18 protein-coding genes and 1 pseudogene are annotated in these 18,861 nt (G+C 59.1%); 11 read left to right on the plus strand and 8 right to left on the minus strand.

Going from position 1 to position 18,861, the window contains the following annotated elements; genetic code table 11:
* Nucleotides 1–93: 93 nt before the first annotated feature.
* A complete protein-coding gene (locus C2E19_RS00110; RefSeq protein WP_008086799.1) occupies nt 94–1,587 on the minus strand; it encodes an aldehyde dehydrogenase in 1,494 nt (497 codons plus the stop codon).
* A 240-nt stretch (nt 1,588–1,827) separates the two neighbouring features.
* Between C2E19_RS00110 and C2E19_RS00115 the strand changes: the two genes are divergently transcribed.
* Nucleotides 1,828–2,190: a cupin domain-containing protein gene (locus C2E19_RS00115; RefSeq protein WP_008086800.1), complete on the plus strand. Its 363-nt coding sequence runs from the start codon at nt 1,828–1,830 to the stop codon at nt 2,188–2,190.
* 180 nt (nt 2,191–2,370) lie between these two features.
* Here C2E19_RS00115 and rpmG read toward each other — a convergent pair whose 3' ends face one another.
* Nucleotides 2,371–2,526, minus strand: a complete 156-nt coding sequence (rpmG, locus tag C2E19_RS00125; RefSeq protein ID WP_003177274.1) for a 50S ribosomal protein L33 — start codon at nt 2,524–2,526, stop codon at nt 2,371–2,373.
* A gap of 11 nt (nt 2,527–2,537) precedes the next feature.
* Entirely contained in the window at nt 2,538–2,771 is a 234-nt protein-coding gene (gene rpmB, locus C2E19_RS00130; RefSeq protein ID WP_007920377.1) for a 50S ribosomal protein L28, read from the minus strand.
* Nucleotides 2,772–3,219: 448 nt separating this feature from the next.
* Between rpmB and C2E19_RS00135 the strand changes: the two genes are divergently transcribed.
* Complete coding sequence (locus C2E19_RS00135; RefSeq protein WP_129386513.1) at nt 3,220–4,806, plus strand: ABC transporter substrate-binding protein; 1,587 nt, start codon at nt 3,220–3,222, stop codon at nt 4,804–4,806.
* A gap of 97 nt (nt 4,807–4,903) precedes the next feature.
* On the opposite strand, the gene radC is transcribed toward C2E19_RS00135, so the two are convergent.
* The gene (radC, locus tag C2E19_RS00140; RefSeq protein WP_129386516.1) at nt 4,904–5,578 is read right to left on the minus strand and encodes a DNA repair protein RadC; all 675 of its coding nucleotides are present in this window, start codon (nt 5,576–5,578) and stop codon (nt 4,904–4,906) included.
* A 135-nt stretch (nt 5,579–5,713) separates the two neighbouring features.
* On the opposite strand from radC, the gene coaBC reads away from it, so the two are divergent.
* From coaBC to argB, 4 genes and pseudogenes are all read left to right on the plus strand, one after another.
* Complete coding sequence (coaBC, locus tag C2E19_RS00145) at nt 5,714–6,922, plus strand: bifunctional phosphopantothenoylcysteine decarboxylase/phosphopantothenate--cysteine ligase CoaBC (RefSeq protein WP_007920365.1); 1,209 nt, start codon at nt 5,714–5,716, stop codon at nt 6,920–6,922.
* A 5-nt stretch (nt 6,923–6,927) separates the two neighbouring features.
* Entirely contained in the window at nt 6,928–7,383 is a 456-nt protein-coding gene (dut, locus tag C2E19_RS00150; RefSeq protein WP_129386519.1) for a dUTP diphosphatase, read from the plus strand.
* Between the two features lie 316 nt (nt 7,384–7,699).
* Nucleotides 7,700–9,076: pseudogene (locus C2E19_RS00155) on the plus strand (phosphomannomutase/phosphoglucomutase); the annotation flags it as partial.
* A 17-nt stretch (nt 9,077–9,093) separates the two neighbouring features.
* Nucleotides 9,094–9,999: an acetylglutamate kinase gene (gene argB / locus C2E19_RS00160; protein WP_003229488.1), complete on the plus strand. Its 906-nt coding sequence runs from the start codon at nt 9,094–9,096 to the stop codon at nt 9,997–9,999.
* Between the two features lie 197 nt (nt 10,000–10,196).
* Here argB and pyrE read toward each other — a convergent pair whose 3' ends face one another.
* Nucleotides 10,197–10,841, minus strand: a complete 645-nt coding sequence (pyrE, locus tag C2E19_RS00165) for an orotate phosphoribosyltransferase (RefSeq protein WP_008038033.1) — start codon at nt 10,839–10,841, stop codon at nt 10,197–10,199.
* 82 nt (nt 10,842–10,923) lie between these two features.
* On the opposite strand from pyrE, the gene C2E19_RS00170 reads away from it, so the two are divergent.
* Nucleotides 10,924–11,703, plus strand: coding sequence for an exodeoxyribonuclease III (locus C2E19_RS00170; RefSeq protein WP_016772543.1), 780 nt, complete (start codon nt 10,924–10,926; stop codon nt 11,701–11,703).
* A gap of 81 nt (nt 11,704–11,784) precedes the next feature.
* Here C2E19_RS00170 and gltS read toward each other — a convergent pair whose 3' ends face one another.
* The 3 genes from gltS to rph form a co-directional block, all read right to left on the minus strand.
* Nucleotides 11,785–12,993, minus strand: coding sequence for a sodium/glutamate symporter (gltS, locus tag C2E19_RS00175; RefSeq protein WP_129386525.1), 1,209 nt, complete (start codon nt 12,991–12,993; stop codon nt 11,785–11,787).
* A gap of 379 nt (nt 12,994–13,372) precedes the next feature.
* Complete coding sequence (locus C2E19_RS00180; protein ID WP_129386528.1) at nt 13,373–13,741, minus strand: DUF4870 domain-containing protein; 369 nt, start codon at nt 13,739–13,741, stop codon at nt 13,373–13,375.
* Between the two features lie 28 nt (nt 13,742–13,769).
* Nucleotides 13,770–14,492, minus strand: coding sequence for a ribonuclease PH (rph, locus tag C2E19_RS00185; protein ID WP_129386531.1), 723 nt, complete (start codon nt 14,490–14,492; stop codon nt 13,770–13,772).
* Between the two features lie 270 nt (nt 14,493–14,762).
* On the opposite strand from rph, the gene C2E19_RS00190 reads away from it, so the two are divergent.
* The 4 genes from C2E19_RS00190 to spoT all read left to right on the plus strand — a co-directional run bounded on the left by C2E19_RS00190 (nt 14,763) and on the right by spoT (nt 18,853).
* On the plus strand, nt 14,763–15,626 hold the full coding sequence (locus C2E19_RS00190; RefSeq protein ID WP_129386534.1) for a YicC/YloC family endoribonuclease: 864 nt from the start codon (nt 14,763–14,765) through the stop codon (nt 15,624–15,626).
* A 12-nt stretch (nt 15,627–15,638) separates the two neighbouring features.
* Nucleotides 15,639–16,259, plus strand: a complete 621-nt coding sequence (gmk, locus tag C2E19_RS00195; RefSeq protein WP_129386538.1) for a guanylate kinase — start codon at nt 15,639–15,641, stop codon at nt 16,257–16,259.
* 167 nt (nt 16,260–16,426) lie between these two features.
* Entirely contained in the window at nt 16,427–16,690 is a 264-nt protein-coding gene (rpoZ, locus tag C2E19_RS00200) for a DNA-directed RNA polymerase subunit omega (RefSeq protein WP_016985812.1), read from the plus strand.
* A gap of 57 nt (nt 16,691–16,747) precedes the next feature.
* Nucleotides 16,748–18,853 (plus strand): bifunctional GTP diphosphokinase/guanosine-3',5'-bis pyrophosphate 3'-pyrophosphohydrolase, encoded by a 2,106-nt coding sequence (spoT, locus tag C2E19_RS00205; RefSeq protein WP_007920338.1) that lies wholly within the window; start codon nt 16,748–16,750, stop codon nt 18,851–18,853.
* Nucleotides 18,854–18,861: the final 8 nt, after the last annotated feature.

Here is an 18,861-nt window from a genome sequence, read left to right on the forward strand (position 1 = left end):
TGACTGATGCACCGCATTCGCGAGCAAGCCCGCTCCCACAGGGGATCTCTGTCTCGTCAGGTAGCCCGGCGTGACCGGGCTACCGTTAACGGCTTACAGCTTGATCCACGTCGCTTTCAGTTCGGTGTACTTGTCGAACGCGTGCAGCGACTTGTCGCGACCGTTGCCCGACTGCTTGAAGCCGCCGAACGGCGCGGTCATGTCGCCGCCATCGTACTGGTTAACCCAGACGCTACCGGCGCGCAGCGCTTTGGCGGTCAAGTGGGCCTTGGAGATGTCCTGAGTCCAGACCGCAGCGGCCAGACCGTACGGCGTGTCGTTGGCGATCTGGATCGCCTCTTCAGCCGTATCGAAAGCGATCACCGACAGCACTGGGCCGAAAATCTCTTCCTGGGCAATCTTCATCGCGTTGCTCACGCCATCGAAAATCGTTGGCTCAACGTAGGTGCCACCGGTCTCCTGCAGGATGCGCTTGCCGCCAGCCACCAGTTTGGCGCCATCGGTATGGCCGGATTCGATGTACGACAGCACGGTATTCATCTGCTGCGTATCGACCAGCGCACCGACGTTGGTCGCCGGATCCAGCGGGTTGCCCGGTTTCCAGGCTTTCAACGCCTCGATCACCATCGGCAGGAACTTGTCCTTGATCGAACGCTCGACCAGCAGACGCGAACCGGCAGTGCAGACTTCGCCCTGGTTGAAGGCGATGGCGCTGGCGGCAGATTCGGCGGCGGCTTGCAGATCCGGCGCATCGGCAAAGACGATGTTCGGGCTCTTGCCACCGGCTTCCAGCCAGACGCGTTTCATGTTCGATTCGCCGGAGTAGATCATCAGTTGCTTGGCGATCTTGGTCGAACCGGTGAACACCAAGGTGTCGACATCGTTGTGCAGGGCCAGCGCCTTGCCGACGGTGTGGCCGTAGCCCGGCAGCACGTTGAGCACGCCTTTCGGAATACCGGCTTCAACGGCCAGCGCGGCAATGCGGATGGCGGTCAGCGGAGATTTTTCCGACGGTTTGAGAATCACCGAGTTACCGGTCGACAACGCCGGGCCGAGTTTCCAGCAGGCCATCATCAACGGGAAGTTCCACGGCACGATGGCACCGACCACGCCCACTGGCTCGCGGGTCACCAGACCCAGTTGATCGTGCGGAGTCGCCGCCACTTCGTCGTAAATCTTGTCGATCGCTTCACCGCTCCAGCTCAGCGCTTGCGCTGCGCCCGGGACGTCGATGTACAGCGAATCGCTGATCGGTTTGCCCATGTCGAGGGTTTCGAGCAGGGCCAGCTCTTCAGCGTGCTGCTTGAGCAGGCCGGCAAAACGGATCATGGTGGCTTTGCGCTTGGTCGGCGCCAGGCGCGACCATACGCCGGAATTGAAAGTAGCGCGGGCGTTTTCCACAGCGCGCTGAGCGTCGGCGGCGTCACAGCTGGCAATCTTGCCGAGCAGACGGCCATCGACCGGGCTGATGCACTCGAAGGTCTCGCCGGAGACGGCGTCGGTGTATTCGCCATTGAGGTAGGCGCGGCCTTCGATTTTCAGGTCGCGGGCGCGTTGCTCCCAGTCGGCACGAGTCAGGGTGGTCATTTCGAGTGTCCTCCGCTTGTTGAATACGAGCGCCGCGCGATCTTCGCCAGCGTCCTCAAGAATTCTGCCCGGCCAGCCGGTTTTTTCGGCCAGAGGCACCCGCCACCCTAAACCAGGCACCGGGTTTGTTTCAATATATTTGACATAAGGTGGCCATACGGCCTTGCGGTGTTGATTTTAATCAACATAGACTTTGGCCCTTTCCAGCCCATCGCGCCGTATTCACAGGGGATAACAACAATGAACATCCAGAACGTCGTCGACATCAGCCTTACCAGCAGCGAAGCCGAACGCTATCGCCCGGACCCGGCCAAAGTGCTCAAGGGTGATCCTGAACAGGCCGTGTTTCATCAATACGATAGCCCTTGTGGGCAGATGGGCGTCGGCGTGTGGGAAGGTGCAGTCGGGCAGTGGACGGTGAATTACACCGAGCATGAATACTGCGAGATTTTGCAGGGCGTTTCGGTACTGCGGGACAGCGATGGCAATGCCAAGACCTTGCGTGTTGGCGACCGGTTTGTGATTCCGGCGGGGTTTCGTGGCACTTGGGAAGTGCTGGAGGCTTGCCGCAAGGTCTATGTGATCTTCGAACAAAAGGCTTGATCAAAATGCCAGCATCAGAATCCCCTGTAGGAGCTGCCGAAGGCTGCGATCTGTTGATTTCCAAGATCAAAGGATCGCAGCCTTCGGCAGCTCCTACATAGCCAGCGGGTGAAAACCGAGGCAACAAAAAAGGCCCGTATCGTGAGATACGGGCCTTTTTCGTAAGTCGGGAAAAATCAATTACTTGATTTTGCCTTCCTTGTAGATCACGTGCTTGCGAACAACCGGATCATATTTCTTGATCTCGATTTTGTCCGGGGTAGTACGCTTGTTCTTGTCGGTAGTGTAGAAGTGACCAGTACCGGCGCTCGAGATCAAACGAATCAATTCACGCATGATTAGCTCCCTTAAATCTTGCCATCGCGGCGAAGTTCGGCGAGCACGACAGTGATGCCACGCTTGTCGATGATACGCATGCCTTTGGCAGATACGCGCAGACGCACAAAACGTTTCTCTTCTTCAACCCAGAAGCGGTGATGCTGCAGGTTCGGCAGGAAACGACGACGGGTTTTGTTGTTTGCGTGGGAAATGTTATTCCCAGTCACCGGACCCTTACCGGTAACTTGACATACTCTCGACATGCCTCAGCCCTCTAAAACCACATGCCCAACCCGGCATGGGTTGGCCGCTTAATCTCTCAGTCATTTGGCGCCAGGCGCCGCGTTTCTTTAGAGGTCTTACCGGCTACACCTACAGTGAAGGAACCGGGCCCCTAGAAAAGAGCGCTGCTTTATACCAGAAAGACCGGGATGCAACAACATTCGGTTTGCAATCAATCGGTAAAAAGGCGCTTTTTCGGTCTGCGAACGCTTTGGATAAAGGCCGGCATCGATTTTTACCACTCGTCGCAGAAAGTCGCCCAAGCAGGCGTTTCAGACTTTTTGCGAAGCACCGCGGTCTGAAAAACGGCCATCACTGTGCCCTTAAAATGCAAAAAGGGGATAGTCATTTGTAATCCAGCCCTCTAGGGTAGGCCTTTTCCAGACTGCACTTGCAGATGGGCCTTCGATCTGTAAAAGGAAACCGACCATGCGCCTCGCTGCCCTACCCCTGCTGCTCGCCCCGCTCCTGCTGAGCCCTCTGGCCCAGGCTGCCGCGCTGAGCGTCTGCACCGAGGCCAGCCCGGAAGGGTTCGACGTGGTGCAATACAACTCGCTGACCACCACCAACGCCTCGGCCGACGTACTGATGAACCGTCTGGTGGACTTCGACACGGCCAGCGGCAAAGTCGTGCCGAGCCTGGCCGACAGCTGGGAAGTCAGCACTGACGGCCTGAGCTATGTGTTCAAGCTACATCCGCAGGTGAAGTTTCATACGACCGATTATTTCAAGCCGAGCCGCGAGCTGACCGCCGAAGACGTCAAGTTCAGCTTCGACCGCATGCTCGACCCGGCCAACCCGTGGCACAAAGTCGCTCAGAGCGGCTTCCCGCATGCGCAGTCGATGCAGTTGCCGGCACTGATCAAGAAGATCGACGCACTTGATCCGCTGACCGTGCGCTTCACTCTCGATCACCCGGATTCGACATTCCTCGCGACCCTGAGCATGGGCTTCGCTTCGATCTACTCCGCTGAATACGCCGACAAACTGATGAAGGCCGGCGCGACGGACAAGCTCAACAGCCAGCCGATCGGCACTGGCCCGTTCGTGTTCAACCGTTTCCAGAAAGACGCGGCGATTCGCTACAAGGCCAACCCGGATTACTTCGGTGGCAAGCCTGCGGTGGATCCGCTGATCTTCGCCATTACCCCGGACGCCAACGTGCGCCTGCAAAAGCTGCGACGTAACGAATGCCAGATCGCCCTGTCGCCGAAGCCTCTCGACGTACAGGCCGCGCTGAAAGAGCCCACACTGAAAGTCGAAAAGACTGACGCGTTCATGACCGCATTCGTCGGCATCAACAGCCAGCATCCACCGCTGGACAAGCCGGAAGTGCGCCAAGCGATCAACCTCGCATTCGACAAGGCCAACTACATCAAGGCGGTGTTCGAAGACACCGCCGAAGCGGCCAACGGCCCTTATCCGCCAAACACCTGGAGCTACGCGAAGAGCCTGCCGGGGTATCCGCACGATGTCGCCAAAGCCAAGGCGCTGCTGGCCAAGGCCGGTTTGAAGGATGGTTTCCAGACCACCATCTGGACGCGTCCGTCCGGCAGCCTGCTCAACCCGAACCCAAGCCTCGGCGCGCAATTGTTGCAGTCGGATCTGGCAGAAATCGGCATTCAGGCGGAAATCCGCGTGATCGAGTGGGGCGAGCTGATTCGCCGCGCCAAGGCCGGCGAGCATGATCTGCTGTTCATGGGCTGGGCCGGCGACAACGGCGATCCGGACAACTTCCTCACGCCGCAGTTTTCCTGTGCTGCGGTCAAGTCGGGCACCAACTTCGCCCGCTACTGCAACGCCGATCTGGACAAGCTGATCAGCGCCGGCAAGACCACCAGCGAGCAAGGTGTGCGCACCAAGCTGTACGAGCAGGCGCAGGCGCAGATTCAGCAGCAGGCGCTGTGGTTGCCGCTGGCGCACCCAACCGCCTACGCACTGACGCGTAAAGACGTGCAGGGTTACGCCGTCAGCCCGTTTGGCCGCCAGGACTACTCCAAGGTCAATCTGAAATAACCGACCCCCTGTAGGAGCTGCCGCAGGCTGCGATCTTTTGAGGTTGTTTTTGCAGATCAAAAGATCGCAGCCTGCGGCAGCTCCTACAGGGGAAGGGTTACATCCAGCCACATTCCGCCATCGACAGCGGTTCTCCATCGCCAACAATGAAGTGATCGAGCACCCGCACATCAATCAGATCCAAAGCCTTTTGCAGGCGCTTGGTCAGCAATCGATCCGCCTGACTGGGATCCGTGTTCCCCGACGGATGGTTGTGGCAGAGAATCACCGCCGCCGCATTGTTAGCCAACGCACGTTTCACCACTTCCCGAGGGTGCACGCTGGTATTGTCGATCGAGCCGCGAAACAGCGCCTCGAAATTCAGCACCTGATGCTTTGAATCAAGAAAAAGACAGCCGAACACTTCATGTGGCTCATGCCTCAGCATGGCTTTAAGGTAATCGCGGACTACTTGCGGGTTTTCCAGTGCAGGTTTCTGGCGCGAGCGTTCGGCCAGATGCCGCTTGCCCATTTCTTGCGCCGCTTGCAGCTGCGCAAACTTTGCCGGACCCAAACCCAATTGTTTGCTGAAGGCGTCCTGATCGGCCTCAAGCAGCAAACGCAGGCTGCCGAACTGACTCAACAAATGCCGCGCCAGATCCACCGCACTTTTCCCCGGCACGCCGGTACGAAGGAAAATCGCCAGCAGTTCCGCATCCGAAAGACTCGCCGCACCTTGTTCCAACAACCTTTCCCGCGGGCGTTCCGCCGCCGGCCAATCGCGAATACTCATAGCACTTCCCTGTCTGTGGGCGCCGCTGTTCCGTAGCGGTCGCTGTGATATCTTAGCCCATCTTTTTTGCGGGCGAATTCACCCTGGGGAGGGGGTTTCGCCACGTATGTCACCCACGAAATGAAAGGCAGACCTATGCAGCGGCTGTATCGGAAACGCATCGTTCTGGGCGTCGGCGGCGGCATCGCGGCCTACAAGAGCGCTGATCTGGTTCGTCGCCTGATCGACCAGGGCGCTGAAGTGCGCGTGGTCATGACCCACGGCGGCGCTGAGTTCATCACCCCGCTGACCATGCAGGCGCTGTCCGGCCACCCGGTGCACCTCGACTTGCTCGACCCGGCCGCGGAAGCCGCGATGGGCCACATCGAGCTGGCGAAATGGGCCGATCTGGTGCTGATCGCCCCGGCCACCGCCGACCTGATCGCGCGTCTGGCCCAAGGCATTGCCAACGATTTGCTGACCACGCTGGTGCTGGCCACCGATGCCGTCGTGGCGGTCGCGCCGGCAATGAATCAGGCGATGTGGCGCGATCCGGCCACCCAGGCCAACCTGCAACTCCTCGAAAGCCGTGGACTGAAGACCTTCGGCCCGGCCTCGGGCAGCCAGGCCTGTGGCGACGTCGGCATGGGCCGGATGATGGAAGCCACCGACCTCGCACAATGCGCGGCAGACTGCTTTCAGCGTCAGGCACTGACCGGCAAACACGTGGTGATTACTGCCGGCCCCACCCAGGAAAACATCGACCCGGTGCGTTACATCACCAACCACAGCTCCGGCAAAATGGGCTTTGCCCTCGCCGAAGCCGCGGTGGAAGCCGGCGCCCGCGTCACGCTGATCAGCGGCCCGGTGCACCTGCCGACCCCGGATCGCGTCACGCGCATTGATGTGGTCAGTGCCCGCGACATGCTCGCGGCCTGTGAATCGGCGATCCCGTGCGACGTGTTCATCGCCTCGGCAGCCGTGGCGGACTACCGCCCGGAAGTGGTTGCCCCGCAAAAACTCAAGAAAGATCCTACGAGCGGCGACGGCTTCGTCCTGCAAATGGTGCGTAACCCGGACATCCTGGCCACCATCGCGACCCGTCCCGACCGTCCGTTCAGTGTCGGCTTTGCCGCCGAGACCGAACATCTGCTCGACTACGCTGCACGCAAGCTGAAGGACAAGAATCTCGATTTGATCGTCGCCAATGACGTCGCCAACCCGAGCATCGGTTTCAACAGCGAAGAAAACGCCTGCAGCGTGATTGACCGTGCGCTGCATGCCACGGTTTTCGCCCAGACCAGCAAGAGCAAGATCGCTCGCCAACTGGTCACTTTTATCGCCGAACGTCTGAACCAGGTTTAATTTACATGCACGCTTTGCAAGCCAAGATCCTCGACCCACGCATCGGCACCGATTTCCCGCTGCCGCAATACGCCACGCCAGGCTCCGCCGGCCTCGACCTGCGCGCGATGCTGGAGCAGGACATCGTGATCAAGCCGGGTGAAACCGTGCTGATTCCCACCGGCCTGTCGGTTTACATCGGCGACCCGAACCTCGCCGCGCTGATCCTGCCGCGCTCGGGCATGGGCCATAAACACGGCATCGTGCTGGGTAACCTCGTCGGTTTGATCGACTCCGATTACCAGGGCCCGCTGATGGTGTCGTGCTGGAACCGTGGCCAGAACGACTTCACCATGACCGTCGGCGAACGCCTGGCGCAACTGGTGCTGGTACCGGTGGTACAGGCACACTTTGAAATGGTTGAAGAGTTCGTCGAAACCGAACGCGGCACTGGCGGCTTCGGTCACACCGGCACCAAATAATCCATGTAGGAGCTGCCGCAGGCTGCGATCTTTTGATCTTGATTCTGAAAAAACAAAATCAAAAGATCGCAGCCTGCGGCAGCTCCTACAGGTGAAAATTTCAGGCAGATCAGTTGAAAGATTTACCGCCGTAAATCAAGGTTTTGCCGGTCGAAAGCCGCGCCAGGCGAGGCGTCATGGCCCTTTCACACCACGAACTCTCTGTGGAAAACGCCGTCATACCCTTCAGTTTGAGCCTGCCGTCGAATGATTCGTCGGTCTGTCCCGCCACTTTCGAGATGGAGCATTTGTGCAGATGAGCACCCCAGCCAAGATCGCCCCGAAGCTGCCCGACAGCATTTTCCGCGCCTATGACATTCGCGGCACCGTGCCGGAATTCCTCAATGCCGAAACCGCTTACTGGATTGGCCGCGCCATCGGTTCGCAGAGCCTGGCCCAAGGTGAACCCAATGTTTCCGTCGGTCGCGACGGTCGCCTGTCCGGCCCGGAGCTGGTTGCCGAGCTGATTCGCGGTATCGCCGAGAGCGGCTGCCATGTCAGCGATGTTGGCCTGGTGCCAACGCCGGCGCTGTACTACGCCGCCAACGTACTGGCCGGCAAGTCCGGGGTGATGCTCACCGGCAGCCACAACCCGTCGAACTACAACGGCTTCAAGATCGTCATCGCCGGCGACACCCTCGCCAACGAACAGATCCAGGCCCTGCACGAGCGCCTCAAGACCAACAACTTGAGCAGCGGCGCGGGCAGTGTCACCCAGGTCGAGATCCTCGACCGCTACAACACCGAAATCGTCCAGGACATCAAACTGGCTCGGCGCATGAAGGTCGTGGTCGACTGCGGCAACGGCGCGGCCGGCGTGATCGCCCCGCAACTGATCGAAGCGCTGAACTGCGAAGTCATCCCGCTGTTCTGCGAAGTCGACGGCAACTTCCCCAACCATCACCCGGATCCGGGCAAGCCTGAAAACCTCGTCGACCTGATCGCCAAGGTCAAGGAAACCAACGCCGACATCGGTTTGGCTTTCGACGGCGACGGCGACCGTGTCGGCGTGGTGACCAACACCGGCAGCATCGTCTACCCGGATCGCCTGCTGATGCTCTTCGCCCGTGACGTGGTCGCGCGCAACCCGGACGCCGAGATCATTTTCGACGTCAAATGCACCCGTCGTCTGGTGCCGTTGATCAAGGAATACGGTGGTCGCCCGCTAATGTGGAAGACCGGTCATTCGTTGATCAAAAAGAAAATGAAACAATCCGGCGCGCTATTGGCCGGCGAAATGAGCGGGCACATTTTCTTCAAGGAGCGTTGGTTCGGTTTCGACGACGGTATCTACAGCGCCGCACGGCTGCTGGAGATCCTCAGCAAGGAAAAATCCACCGCGGAAGAGCTGTTTGCGACCTTCCCGAACGATATTTCTACGCCGGAAATCAATATCCATGTGACCGAAGAGAGCAAATTCAGCATCATTGATGCACTGCACGACGCACAGTGGGGCGCAGGCGCTGACCTGACCACCATCGACGGCGTGCGAGTCGATTACGCCAAAGGCTGGGGCCTGGTGCGCGCGTCCAACACCACACCGGTGCTGGTGCTGCGCTTCGAGGCCGATGACGAGGCTGAATTGCAGCGCATCAAGGATGTGTTCCACGCCCAACTGAAACGCGTTGCACCTGATCTCCAATTACCGTTCTGATCCACCCGGAGCCCTGAATGACCCTCGAACGCGAAGCCGCCGCCCATACCGCCCAGGTCTTGTCCGAAGCGTTGCCTTACATCCGACGTTATGTCGGCAAGACCCTGGTGATCAAATACGGCGGCAACGCGATGGAAAGCGAGGAGCTGAAAACCGGCTTCGCCCGCGACATCGTCTTGATGAAAGCCGTGGGCATCAACCCGGTGGTCGTGCACGGTGGCGGTCCGCAGATCGGTGATCTGCTCAAACGCCTGTCGATCGAAAGCCACTTCGTCGATGGCATGCGCGTCACCGACGCGGCGACCATGGACGTGGTCGAAATGGTCTTGGGCGGTCAGGTCAACAAAAGCATCGTCAACCTGATCAACCGCCACGGCGGCAGCGCCATCGGCCTGACCGGTAAAGATGCCGGGCTGATTCGTGCGAAGAAGCTCACTGTGACCCGCCAGACGCCGGAGATGACTCAACCGGAAATCATCGACATCGGTCAGGTGGGCGAAGTGGTCGGGATCAACACCGAACTGCTGAACCTGCTGGTCAAAGGCAATTTCATTCCGGTGATTGCGCCGATCGGTGTCGGTGAAAACGGCGAGTCGTACAACATCAACGCCGATCTGGTCGCCGGTAAAGTCGCCGAGGCACTGAAAGCCGAGAAGCTGATGCTGCTGACCAACATCGCCGGCCTGATGGACAAGTCGGGCACCGTGTTGACCGGCCTGAGCACGCAGCAGGTCGACGATCTGATCGCCGACGGCACCATCTACGGCGGCATGTTGCCGAAGATCCGTTGCGCGCTGGAAGCGGTTCAGGGCGGCGTGGGTAGCTCGCTGATCATCGACGGTCGCGTGCCGAACGCGATCCTGCTGGAAATCTTCACCGACACCGGTGTGGGCACGCTGATCAGCAATCGCAAGCGTCCGTAAACGCTGACGCAAGCAAAAAGACCCCGCTCAGCCTGACTGAGCGGGGTCTTTTTTTGCCTGCAATTCCGAATTCTGCCGCCAACTCTCTGTAGGAGCTGCCGCAGGCTGCGATCTTTTGACGTTGGCTTTTAAAAACCGGATCAAAAGATCGCAGCCTTCGGCAGCTCCTACAGGGGAAGTGCGACAGACCAGCGTTATTACACGCCGAACTGGGCGCGGTATGCTTCGACGGCTGGCAGGTGTTGCTTGAGCTGGGGATCGTCGGCGAGGAACTCGAGCACCTGATTCAGCGAAACAATGCTGATCACCGGGATACCAAAGTCACGCTCGACTTCCTGGATCGCCGACAACTCTCCGTTGCCACGCTCCTGACGATTCAGGGCGATCAGCACGCCGGCAGCCTTGGCGCCGTCCTGGGAAGCGATGATCTGCATCACTTCGCGGATTGCCGTGCCAGCCGTAATCACGTCATCGATGATCAGTACGTCGCCGGTCAGCGGCGCGCCAACCAGGCTGCCGCCTTCGCCGTGGGCCTTGGCTTCCTTGCGGTTGAAGCACCATGGCAGGTCACGGTCGTGATGCTCGGCCAGCGCGACGGCAGTGGTTGCCGCCAGTGGGATGCCTTTGTAGGCCGGGCCGAACAGTACGTCGAAGGGAATACCGCTTTCGACGATGGCTGCCGCGTAGAAACGCCCCAGCTGCGCCAGGGCCGAACCCGAGTTGAACAGGCCGGCGTTGAAGAAGTAAGGACTGGTGCGCCCGGACTTCAGGGTGAACTCACCGAAGCGCAAAACGCCGCGATCGATGGCAAAACGAATGAAATCGCGCTGATACGCTTGCATGAAAAAAACCCCAAATACCACGGATTTAGCTAATTAGCTTGACGCCGTGTATCATACACGCACGCGATTTTTGGGGCCATTTATGCGGATCATCAGTGTGAACGTCAATGGTATTCAGGCTGCAGTCGAGCGTGGTTTGCTCAGTTGGCTGCAAGCACAGAATGCCGACGTCATCTGCCTGCAGGACACCCGTGCCTCCGCCTTTGAACTGGATGACCCAGCCTTCCAACTGGATGGCTACTTCCTTTATGCCTGCGATGCTGAAGTCCCTGCCCAAGGTGGCGTGGCTTTGTATTCGCGGTTGCAACCGAAGGCTGTCATCAGCGGTCTCGGTTTCGAGACGGCCGACCGCTACGGGCGCTACCTGCAAGCAGATTTCGACAAAGTCAGTATTGCCACCTTGCTGTTTCCTTCGGGGATGAACGGCGATGAGGACTTGAACCAGAAGTTCAAGCTCATGGACGACTTCGGCAAATACCTGGACAAACAGCGACGCAAACGTCGCGAGTACATTTATTGTGGCTCGCTGTATGTTGCGCAGCAGAAGCTCGACATCAAAAACTGGCGCGACAGCCAGCAATCACCGGGCTTCCTGGCGCCAGAACGCGCCTGGATGGACGAGATTGTCGGCAACATGGGCTACGTCGATGCCTTGCGCGAAGTCAGCCGTGAAGGCGACCAGTACAGCTGGTGGCCGGACAACGAGCAGGCCGAGATGCTCAATCTGGGCTGGCGCTTCGACTACCAGATCCTGACCCCGGGCTTGCGGCGCTCCGTGCGCAGCGCACGCCTGCCGCGTCAGCCACGGTTTTCGCAGCATGCGCCGCTGATCGTCGACTACGACTGGACGCTGACCATCTAAGCGTCGATTCGCAGATGAAAAAATGCCCGTATCGCAAGATGCGGGCATTTTTTTGCGCGTCAGTTCGAGCCGGATCCGAACTCAGACTGCCGCGAAGAATGGCAGGGCCAGATACAGCTTGATCACAATGACATTGATAATGTCGATGAAGAACGCGCCCACCATTGGCACCACCAGAAAGGCAATCTGCGAAGGGCCGTAGCGCTGCGTCACTGCCTGCATGTTGGCAATAGCGGTCGGTGTGGCGCCGAGACCGAACCCGCAATGCCCGGCAGCCAGAACAGCGGCATCGTAGTTGCGACCCATCACCCTGAACGTCACGAAGATCGCGAAGAGCGCCATGACCAGCGCCTGCACCGCCAGAATGATGAAGATCGGCAAGGCCAGTGCCGCCAGATCCCACAACTTCAGCGACATCAGGGCAATCGCCAGAAACAGCGACAGACTGACATTGCCCAGCACCGAAACTTCACGCTCGAACACCTGATACAGGCCAAGCGCCGACAGACCGTTGCGCAGCACCACGCCGACGAACAGCACACAGACGAACGTCGGCAGCTCGAACGCGGTGCCGTGCAGCAGACCATTCAACAGATTGCCAGCCAACAGGCTGACAGCGATCAGTGCCAACGTTTCGATAAACGAAAATGGCGTGATCGAGCGCTCTTTGTTCGGCTGCTCGAAACCCTTTGGCAGGCGCGGCGCTTCCTGGTGATTGCAGCCGGGCACTGTCACGCGTTTGATCAGTAAACGAGCAACCGGCCCACCGATCAACCCGCCCAGCACCAGACCGAACGTCGCAGAGGCCATCGCCAGCTCGGAGGCGGAAGCCAAACCGTACTTCTCACTGAACACCGTCCCCCATGCCGCACCGGTGCCGTGACCGCCCGCCAGGGTGATCGAGCCTGTCAGCAGGCCCATCAATGGGTCGAGTCCGAGCAGGGTGGCCAAGCCGATACCCATCGCGTTCTGCACCACCAGCAACCCGGTGACTGCCAGCAGGAATATTCCGACGATGCGCCCGCCTTTCTTCAGGCTGGCGAAATCCGCACTCAGACCGATGGTGGCGAAAAAGGCCAGCATCAACGGCGTTTGCAGGGAGGTATCGAAGCGCACTTCCATATCGAATGCTCGTAGCAGCAATAGGATCAAGGCAACCAGCAGGCCACCCGCTACAGGTTCAGGAATATTGTAACTACGCATGAAACCAACACGTGTAACTAGTCCGCGCCCCAGCAGAAGTACCAAGGAGGCGGCCACTAGCGTTCCGTAAAAATCGAGCTGAATCATTTGGATAATTCTTGGCTATTTATTCAGAGGCGAACTTTTTACCTGGGCACGCCTCATGAACCGGCTGATTGTCTCAACACTGATTACTAAGAAATTCAAGAGCCTTCGATGGCTTGAACATATCGAAATATTTCAGGAGCAATATTACGCCGGGCAACTTTAACAACCGCCAAAGCCCATTGCCAAGGCCCTTGGCTAGCACCGGCGCCTGCAGTTGTGACTAGATATGTAACTGCGGAATTTATACGGAACTCAAAATACCGACCATCGCCATCAGAAATTTCCTACACACGAAAGTCGGCCAAGTTAGTTGCAAAAATAAAAATGCCCTGACATGTCAGGGCATTTTTTAAATCATTGCAAACTGCGATCAAATTATTTATTTGATCAGCCGCCAGGTAAACGGATAACGATACGGAAACCCTTCGTTAGCCTTCACACCAGCAATAATGGTCAAAATCAGCGCGCCGATGGCCAACAGGCCAAACAGGAAGAAGCCAATAATCAGCACCATCAGCAGGAAACAAATCGCCGAAGCAATCGCCACGGTGATCTGAAAATTCAAAGCTTCTTTACCCTGCGCATCGATGAACGGATCCGTCTCGCGTTTCATCTGCCAGAGGATCAGCGGCCCGATCAACGTGCCGAACGGAATCCAGATCCCCAGCAAGGCGGACAAGTGACAAAACATCGCCCACTGGCGAACCTCCTGGCTCGGCTTGGGCAGCAGCTCTTGCTCATCACTCATCGCGGACTCCTTGCGGTTATGAATCGGTTCAGTCAGCCAATGCGGATTTTTGCAGTTCGAAGATTTCGTTCATGCCTTTCTTGGCCAGTTCCAGCATGGCGTTGAGGTCTTCAGGCTGGAACGGTGCACCTTCGGCGGTGCCCTGCACTTCGATGAAACCACCGGTGCTGGTCATGACGACGTTGAGGTCAGTCTCGGCAGCGGAATCTTCAAGATAGTCCAGATCCAGCACGGGTTCGCCCTGATACATGCCGACCGACACCGCAGCGATCATTTGCTTGAGCGGGTCGCCACCTTTCAGGCCACCGCGCTTCTTGATCACTTTCAATGCGTCAACCAGAGCAACCATGGCGCCGGTAATGGACGCGGTGCGGGTGCCGCCGTCAGCCTGGATCACGTCGCAGTCGACGTACAGAGTGACGTCGCCCAGTTTCGACATGTCCAGCGCAGCGCGCAGGGAACGGCCGATCAAACGCTGGATTTCCAGGGTACGACCACCCTGCTTGCCACGGCTGGCTTCACGCTGGTTTCGCTCGCCGGTGGCGCGCGGCAGCATGCCGTATTCAGCAGTCAACCAACCCTGGCCCTGGCCTTTAAGGAAACGCGGCACGCCGTTTTCGACGCTGACGGTGCAGATGACCTTGGTATCACCGAATTCGACCAGTACAGATCCCTCGGCGTGTTTGGTGTAGTTGCGGGTAATGCGGATCGAGCGGAGCTGATCGGCAGCGCGACCACTTGGACGTTTCATAGGGAATACCTGTACTGGGGACGGAAAACTGCCGAGCATTATAGAGCGGCGCACCGCAACTGGGCACTTGTTAAAAATTTCGGTGGCTCACCGAGGCCGGTGAAACGCGCATTACCGACGGGCTGCAGCCCTTTGTCACACCGTGTGTTTGGGCGCATTCGCCGCACTGCGCTACAATCCTGCGCCTTTGCTGCCAGTCGGCATGAATTCATTGATATCGCGCTCGCGGAACCCTCGTTTCGCGCCGATCTGCATTGCGAGGTTACCGCCATGGTGCACAGCATGACCGCCTTCGCCCGCGTCGAGAAAGCCGGCGCCCAGGGCACCCTGAGCTGGGAATTGCGCTCGGTCAACAGCCGCTATCTGGAACCGCACCTGCGCCTGCCGGAGTCGTTTCGCGATCTCGAAAGCGCCGTGCGTGAAGCACTGCGCCAAGGCCTGTCGCGCGGCAAACTGGAATGCACGTTGCGTTTCACTGAAGAAAGCACCGGCAAGCCGTTGCAAGTCGATCGCGAGCGCGCCGCGCAACTGGTGGCCGCCGCCGAGACCGTCGCCGGCCTGATCAAGAACCCGGCCGCCTTGAACCCGCTGGAAGTGTTGGCCTGGCCCGGCGTACTGGTCGCCGATGCGAGCGATCCACAGGCGCTGAACGCCGATGCGCTGGCGCTGTTCAATCAAGGCCTGAAAGAGCTGAAAGCCGGCCGCGAGCGCGAAGGCGCGGAGCTGGCGCGGTTGATCAACGAGCGTCTGACTTCGATTGAAGAAGACGTCGTGACCCTGCGCGAGCTAGTGCCACAGATGCTCGCCACCCAACGCCAGAAAGTCCTCGACCGCTTTGCCGACATGAAGGCGGAGATGGATCCGCAGCGCCTGGAACAGGAAATGGTCATGCTCGCGCAAAAGAGCGACGTGGCCGAAGAACTGGATCGGTTGAGCACCCACATCATCGAAGTTCGCCGGGTGCTCAAGTCCGGCGGAGCGGCCGGGCGTCGCCTGGACTTCCTGATGCAGGAGCTCAACCGCGAAGCCAACACACTGGGCTCCAAGGCCTTCGATCCGCGTAGCACCCAAGCCGCCGTCAACCTCAAGGTGTTGATCGAGCAGATGCGCGAACAAGTGCAGAATATTGAGTAAGGCAATCCCGACATGACCCACAGCACCGGCACCCTGTACATCATTTCCGCCCCCTCGGGCGCGGGCAAGAGCAGCCTGGTCAAGGCTTTGACCGACGCCAATGCGGAAATCCGCGTTTCGGTTTCGCACACCACCCGCGCCATGCGTCCGGGCGAAGTGGATGGCGTGAACTATCACTTCGTTTCCCGCGAAGCGTTTGTGAAGATGGGCGAACACGGCGATTTCCTTGAGCGCGCCGAAGTCTTCGGCAACCTCTATGGCACCTCGCAAAGCCACCTGCAGCAAACCCTCGACGCCGGCCACGACCTGATTCTGGAAATCGACTGGCAAGGCGCCGAGCAAGTGCGCAAGCTGATGCCGCAGGCGCGCTCGATCTTCATTCTGCCGCCGTCGTTGCAAGCGTTGCACTCGCGCCTGACCAACCGAGGCCAGGACAGCGACGAGATCATCGACGGCCGGATGCGTGAAGCGGTCAGCGAGATGAGCCACTACGTCGACTATGACTACCTGATCATCAACGACGATTTCGCCCACGCGCTGGACGATTTGAAGGCGATTTTCCGCGCCAATCAGCTCATTCAGAAGCGTCAGCAACAGCTTCACGGCAAATTGCTGGCGGAATTGCTCGGTTAATCAGCACTTCCCAAAATGCCTGCAAGCGCTTTACATTGGCACTTGCAGCGCGTTGAAGGGCTTGGTTAAAAAATCAGCGCTTCCCTAATCGCTGGTGATTTTTTAAACTGTTGAGTCCGCTCGCCCAACCGGGCAGCGCGCATATTGCATTCGCTCCGAGGAATACCATGGCCCGCGTAACCGTTGAAGACTGCCTGAACCACGTGGAAAACCGTTTTGAGCTGGTCATGCTCTCTACCAAACGTGCCCGTCAACTGGCCACCGGCGGCAAAGAGCCACTGGTTCAGTGGGAAAACGACAAGCCTACCGTTGTAGCGCTGCGTGAAATCGCTGAAGGCCTGATGAGCTACGAGTTCATCGCCGAGCAGGAAATCGTCCAGGATGAACCGTTGTTCGCAGCGTTCGAGGACGAGTCCAACGAGGCCGTCTAAGCCTATGCCTGGTCGACGTAGCACGGCACGGGGTCACAACCTACGGCAGGAATCATCATGCCGAGCATAGACGCCCTCGCCGATCGCTTATCGACCTACCTCGGCAACGACCAGGTCAACCTGGTCCGCCGAGCGTATTTCTACGCCGAACAAGCCCATGACGGTCAACGCCGTCGCAGCGGCGAGGCGTACGTCACGCACCCCCTTGCCGTGGCCAATATTCTCGCCGACATGCACATGGACCATCAGAGCCTGATGGCTGCGATGCTGCATGACGTGATCGAAGACACCGGTATCGCCAAAGAAGCGCTGCAAGCGCAGTTCGGTGAAACCGTGGCCGAACTGGTCGATGGGGTCAGCAAACTGACCCAGATGAATTTCGAGACCAAGGCCGAAGCCCAGGCGGAAAACTTCCAGAAAATGGCCATGGCCATGGCACGCGACATTCGCGTGATCCTGGTCAAGCTCGCCGACCGCCTGCACAACATGCGCACGCTGGAAGTGCTGTCCGGCGAAAAACGCCGGCGCATCGCCAAGGAAACCCTCGAAATCTACGCGCCCATCGCCAACCGGCTGGGCATGCATGCGATCCGCATCGAATTCGAAGACCTCGGCTTCAAGGCCATGCACCCGATGCGTTCCGCGCGGATCTACCAGGCGGTCAAGCGCGCCCGGGGCAACCGCAAGGAAATCGTCAACAAGATCGAAGAGTCCCTCGGCCATTGCCTCGCCATCGACGGCATCCAGGGTGAAGTCAGCGGTCGCCAGAAACACCTCTACGGCATCTATAAGAAAATGCGCGGCAAGCGTCGGGCCTTCAACGAGATCATGGACGTCTATGCGTTCCGGATCATCGTCGATAAGGTCGATACCTGCTACCGCGTGCTAGGTGCTGTACACAATTTGTACAAACCGTTGCCGGGGCGTTTCAAGGATTACATCGCGATCCCCAAGGCCAACGGCTATCAGTCGCTGCACACCACGCTGTTCGGCATGCACGGTGTACCGATCGAGATCCAGATCCGTACCCGCGAAATGGAAGAGATGGCCAACAACGGCATCGCCGCCCATTGGCTGTACAAATCCAGCGGTGACGAACAGCCGAAAGGCACTCACGCCCGCGCCCGCCAGTGGGTCAAAGGCGTGCTGGAAATGCAGCAACGTGCCGGCAACTCGCTGGAATTCATCGAGAGCGTGAAGATCGACCTGTTCCCGGACGAGGTCTACGTGTTCACGCCAAAAGGCCGGATCATGGAGCTGCCGAAAGGCTCCACGGCGGTCGACTTCGCCTACGCGGTACACACCGACGTCGGCAACAGCTGCATCGCCTGCCGGATCAACCGTCGTCTCGCGCCGCTGTCCGAACCGCTGCAAAGCGGCTCCACGGTCGAGATCGTCAGCGCCCCCGGCGCCCGACCGAATCCGGCGTGGCTGAATTTCGTGGTGACCGGCAAGGCACGCACGCACATCCGCCATGCGCTGAAACTGCAACGCCGCTCCGAATCCATCAGCCTCGGCGAACGCCTGCTGAACAAGGTGCTCAATGGTTTCGACAGTTCGCTGGAGAAGATCCCGGCCGAACGCGTCAAGGCGATGCTTACCGAGTACCGCCTCGAACTGATCGAAGACCTGCTCGAAGACATCGGCCTCGGCAACCGCATGGCCTACGTGGTCGCCCGCCGCCTGCTCGGCGAAGGCGAACAGTTGCCAAGCCCGGAAGGCCCGCTGGCGATTCGTGGTACCGAAGGCCTGGTCCTCAGCTACGCCAAGTGCTGCACGCCGATCCCGGGCGACCCGATTGTCGGGCACCTGTCGGCGGGCAAAGGCATGGTCGTACACCTGGACAACTGCCGCAACATCAGCGAAATCCGGCACAACCCGGAAAAATGCATCCAGCTCTCGTGGGCCAAGGATGTCACCGGCGAATTCAACGTCGAACTGCGTGTCGAGCTGGAACACCAACGCGGCCTGATCGCGTTGCTGGCCAGCAGCGTCAACGCGGCCGACGGCAATATCGAGAAAATCAGCATGGACGAACGCGATGGTCGCATCAGCGTGGTCCAGTTGGTGGTCAGCGTCCACGACCGTGTGCACCTGGCCCGCGTGATCAAGAAACTGCGCGCCTTGACCGGGGTGATTCGCATCACCCGCATGCGTGCATAACTCAACCA

Origin of the sequence: Pseudomonas sp. DTU12.3 (genome assembly GCF_004124275.1) — a bacterium.
In the GTDB taxonomy this organism is placed as follows: domain Bacteria; phylum Pseudomonadota; class Gammaproteobacteria; order Pseudomonadales; family Pseudomonadaceae; genus Aquipseudomonas; species Aquipseudomonas helmanticensis.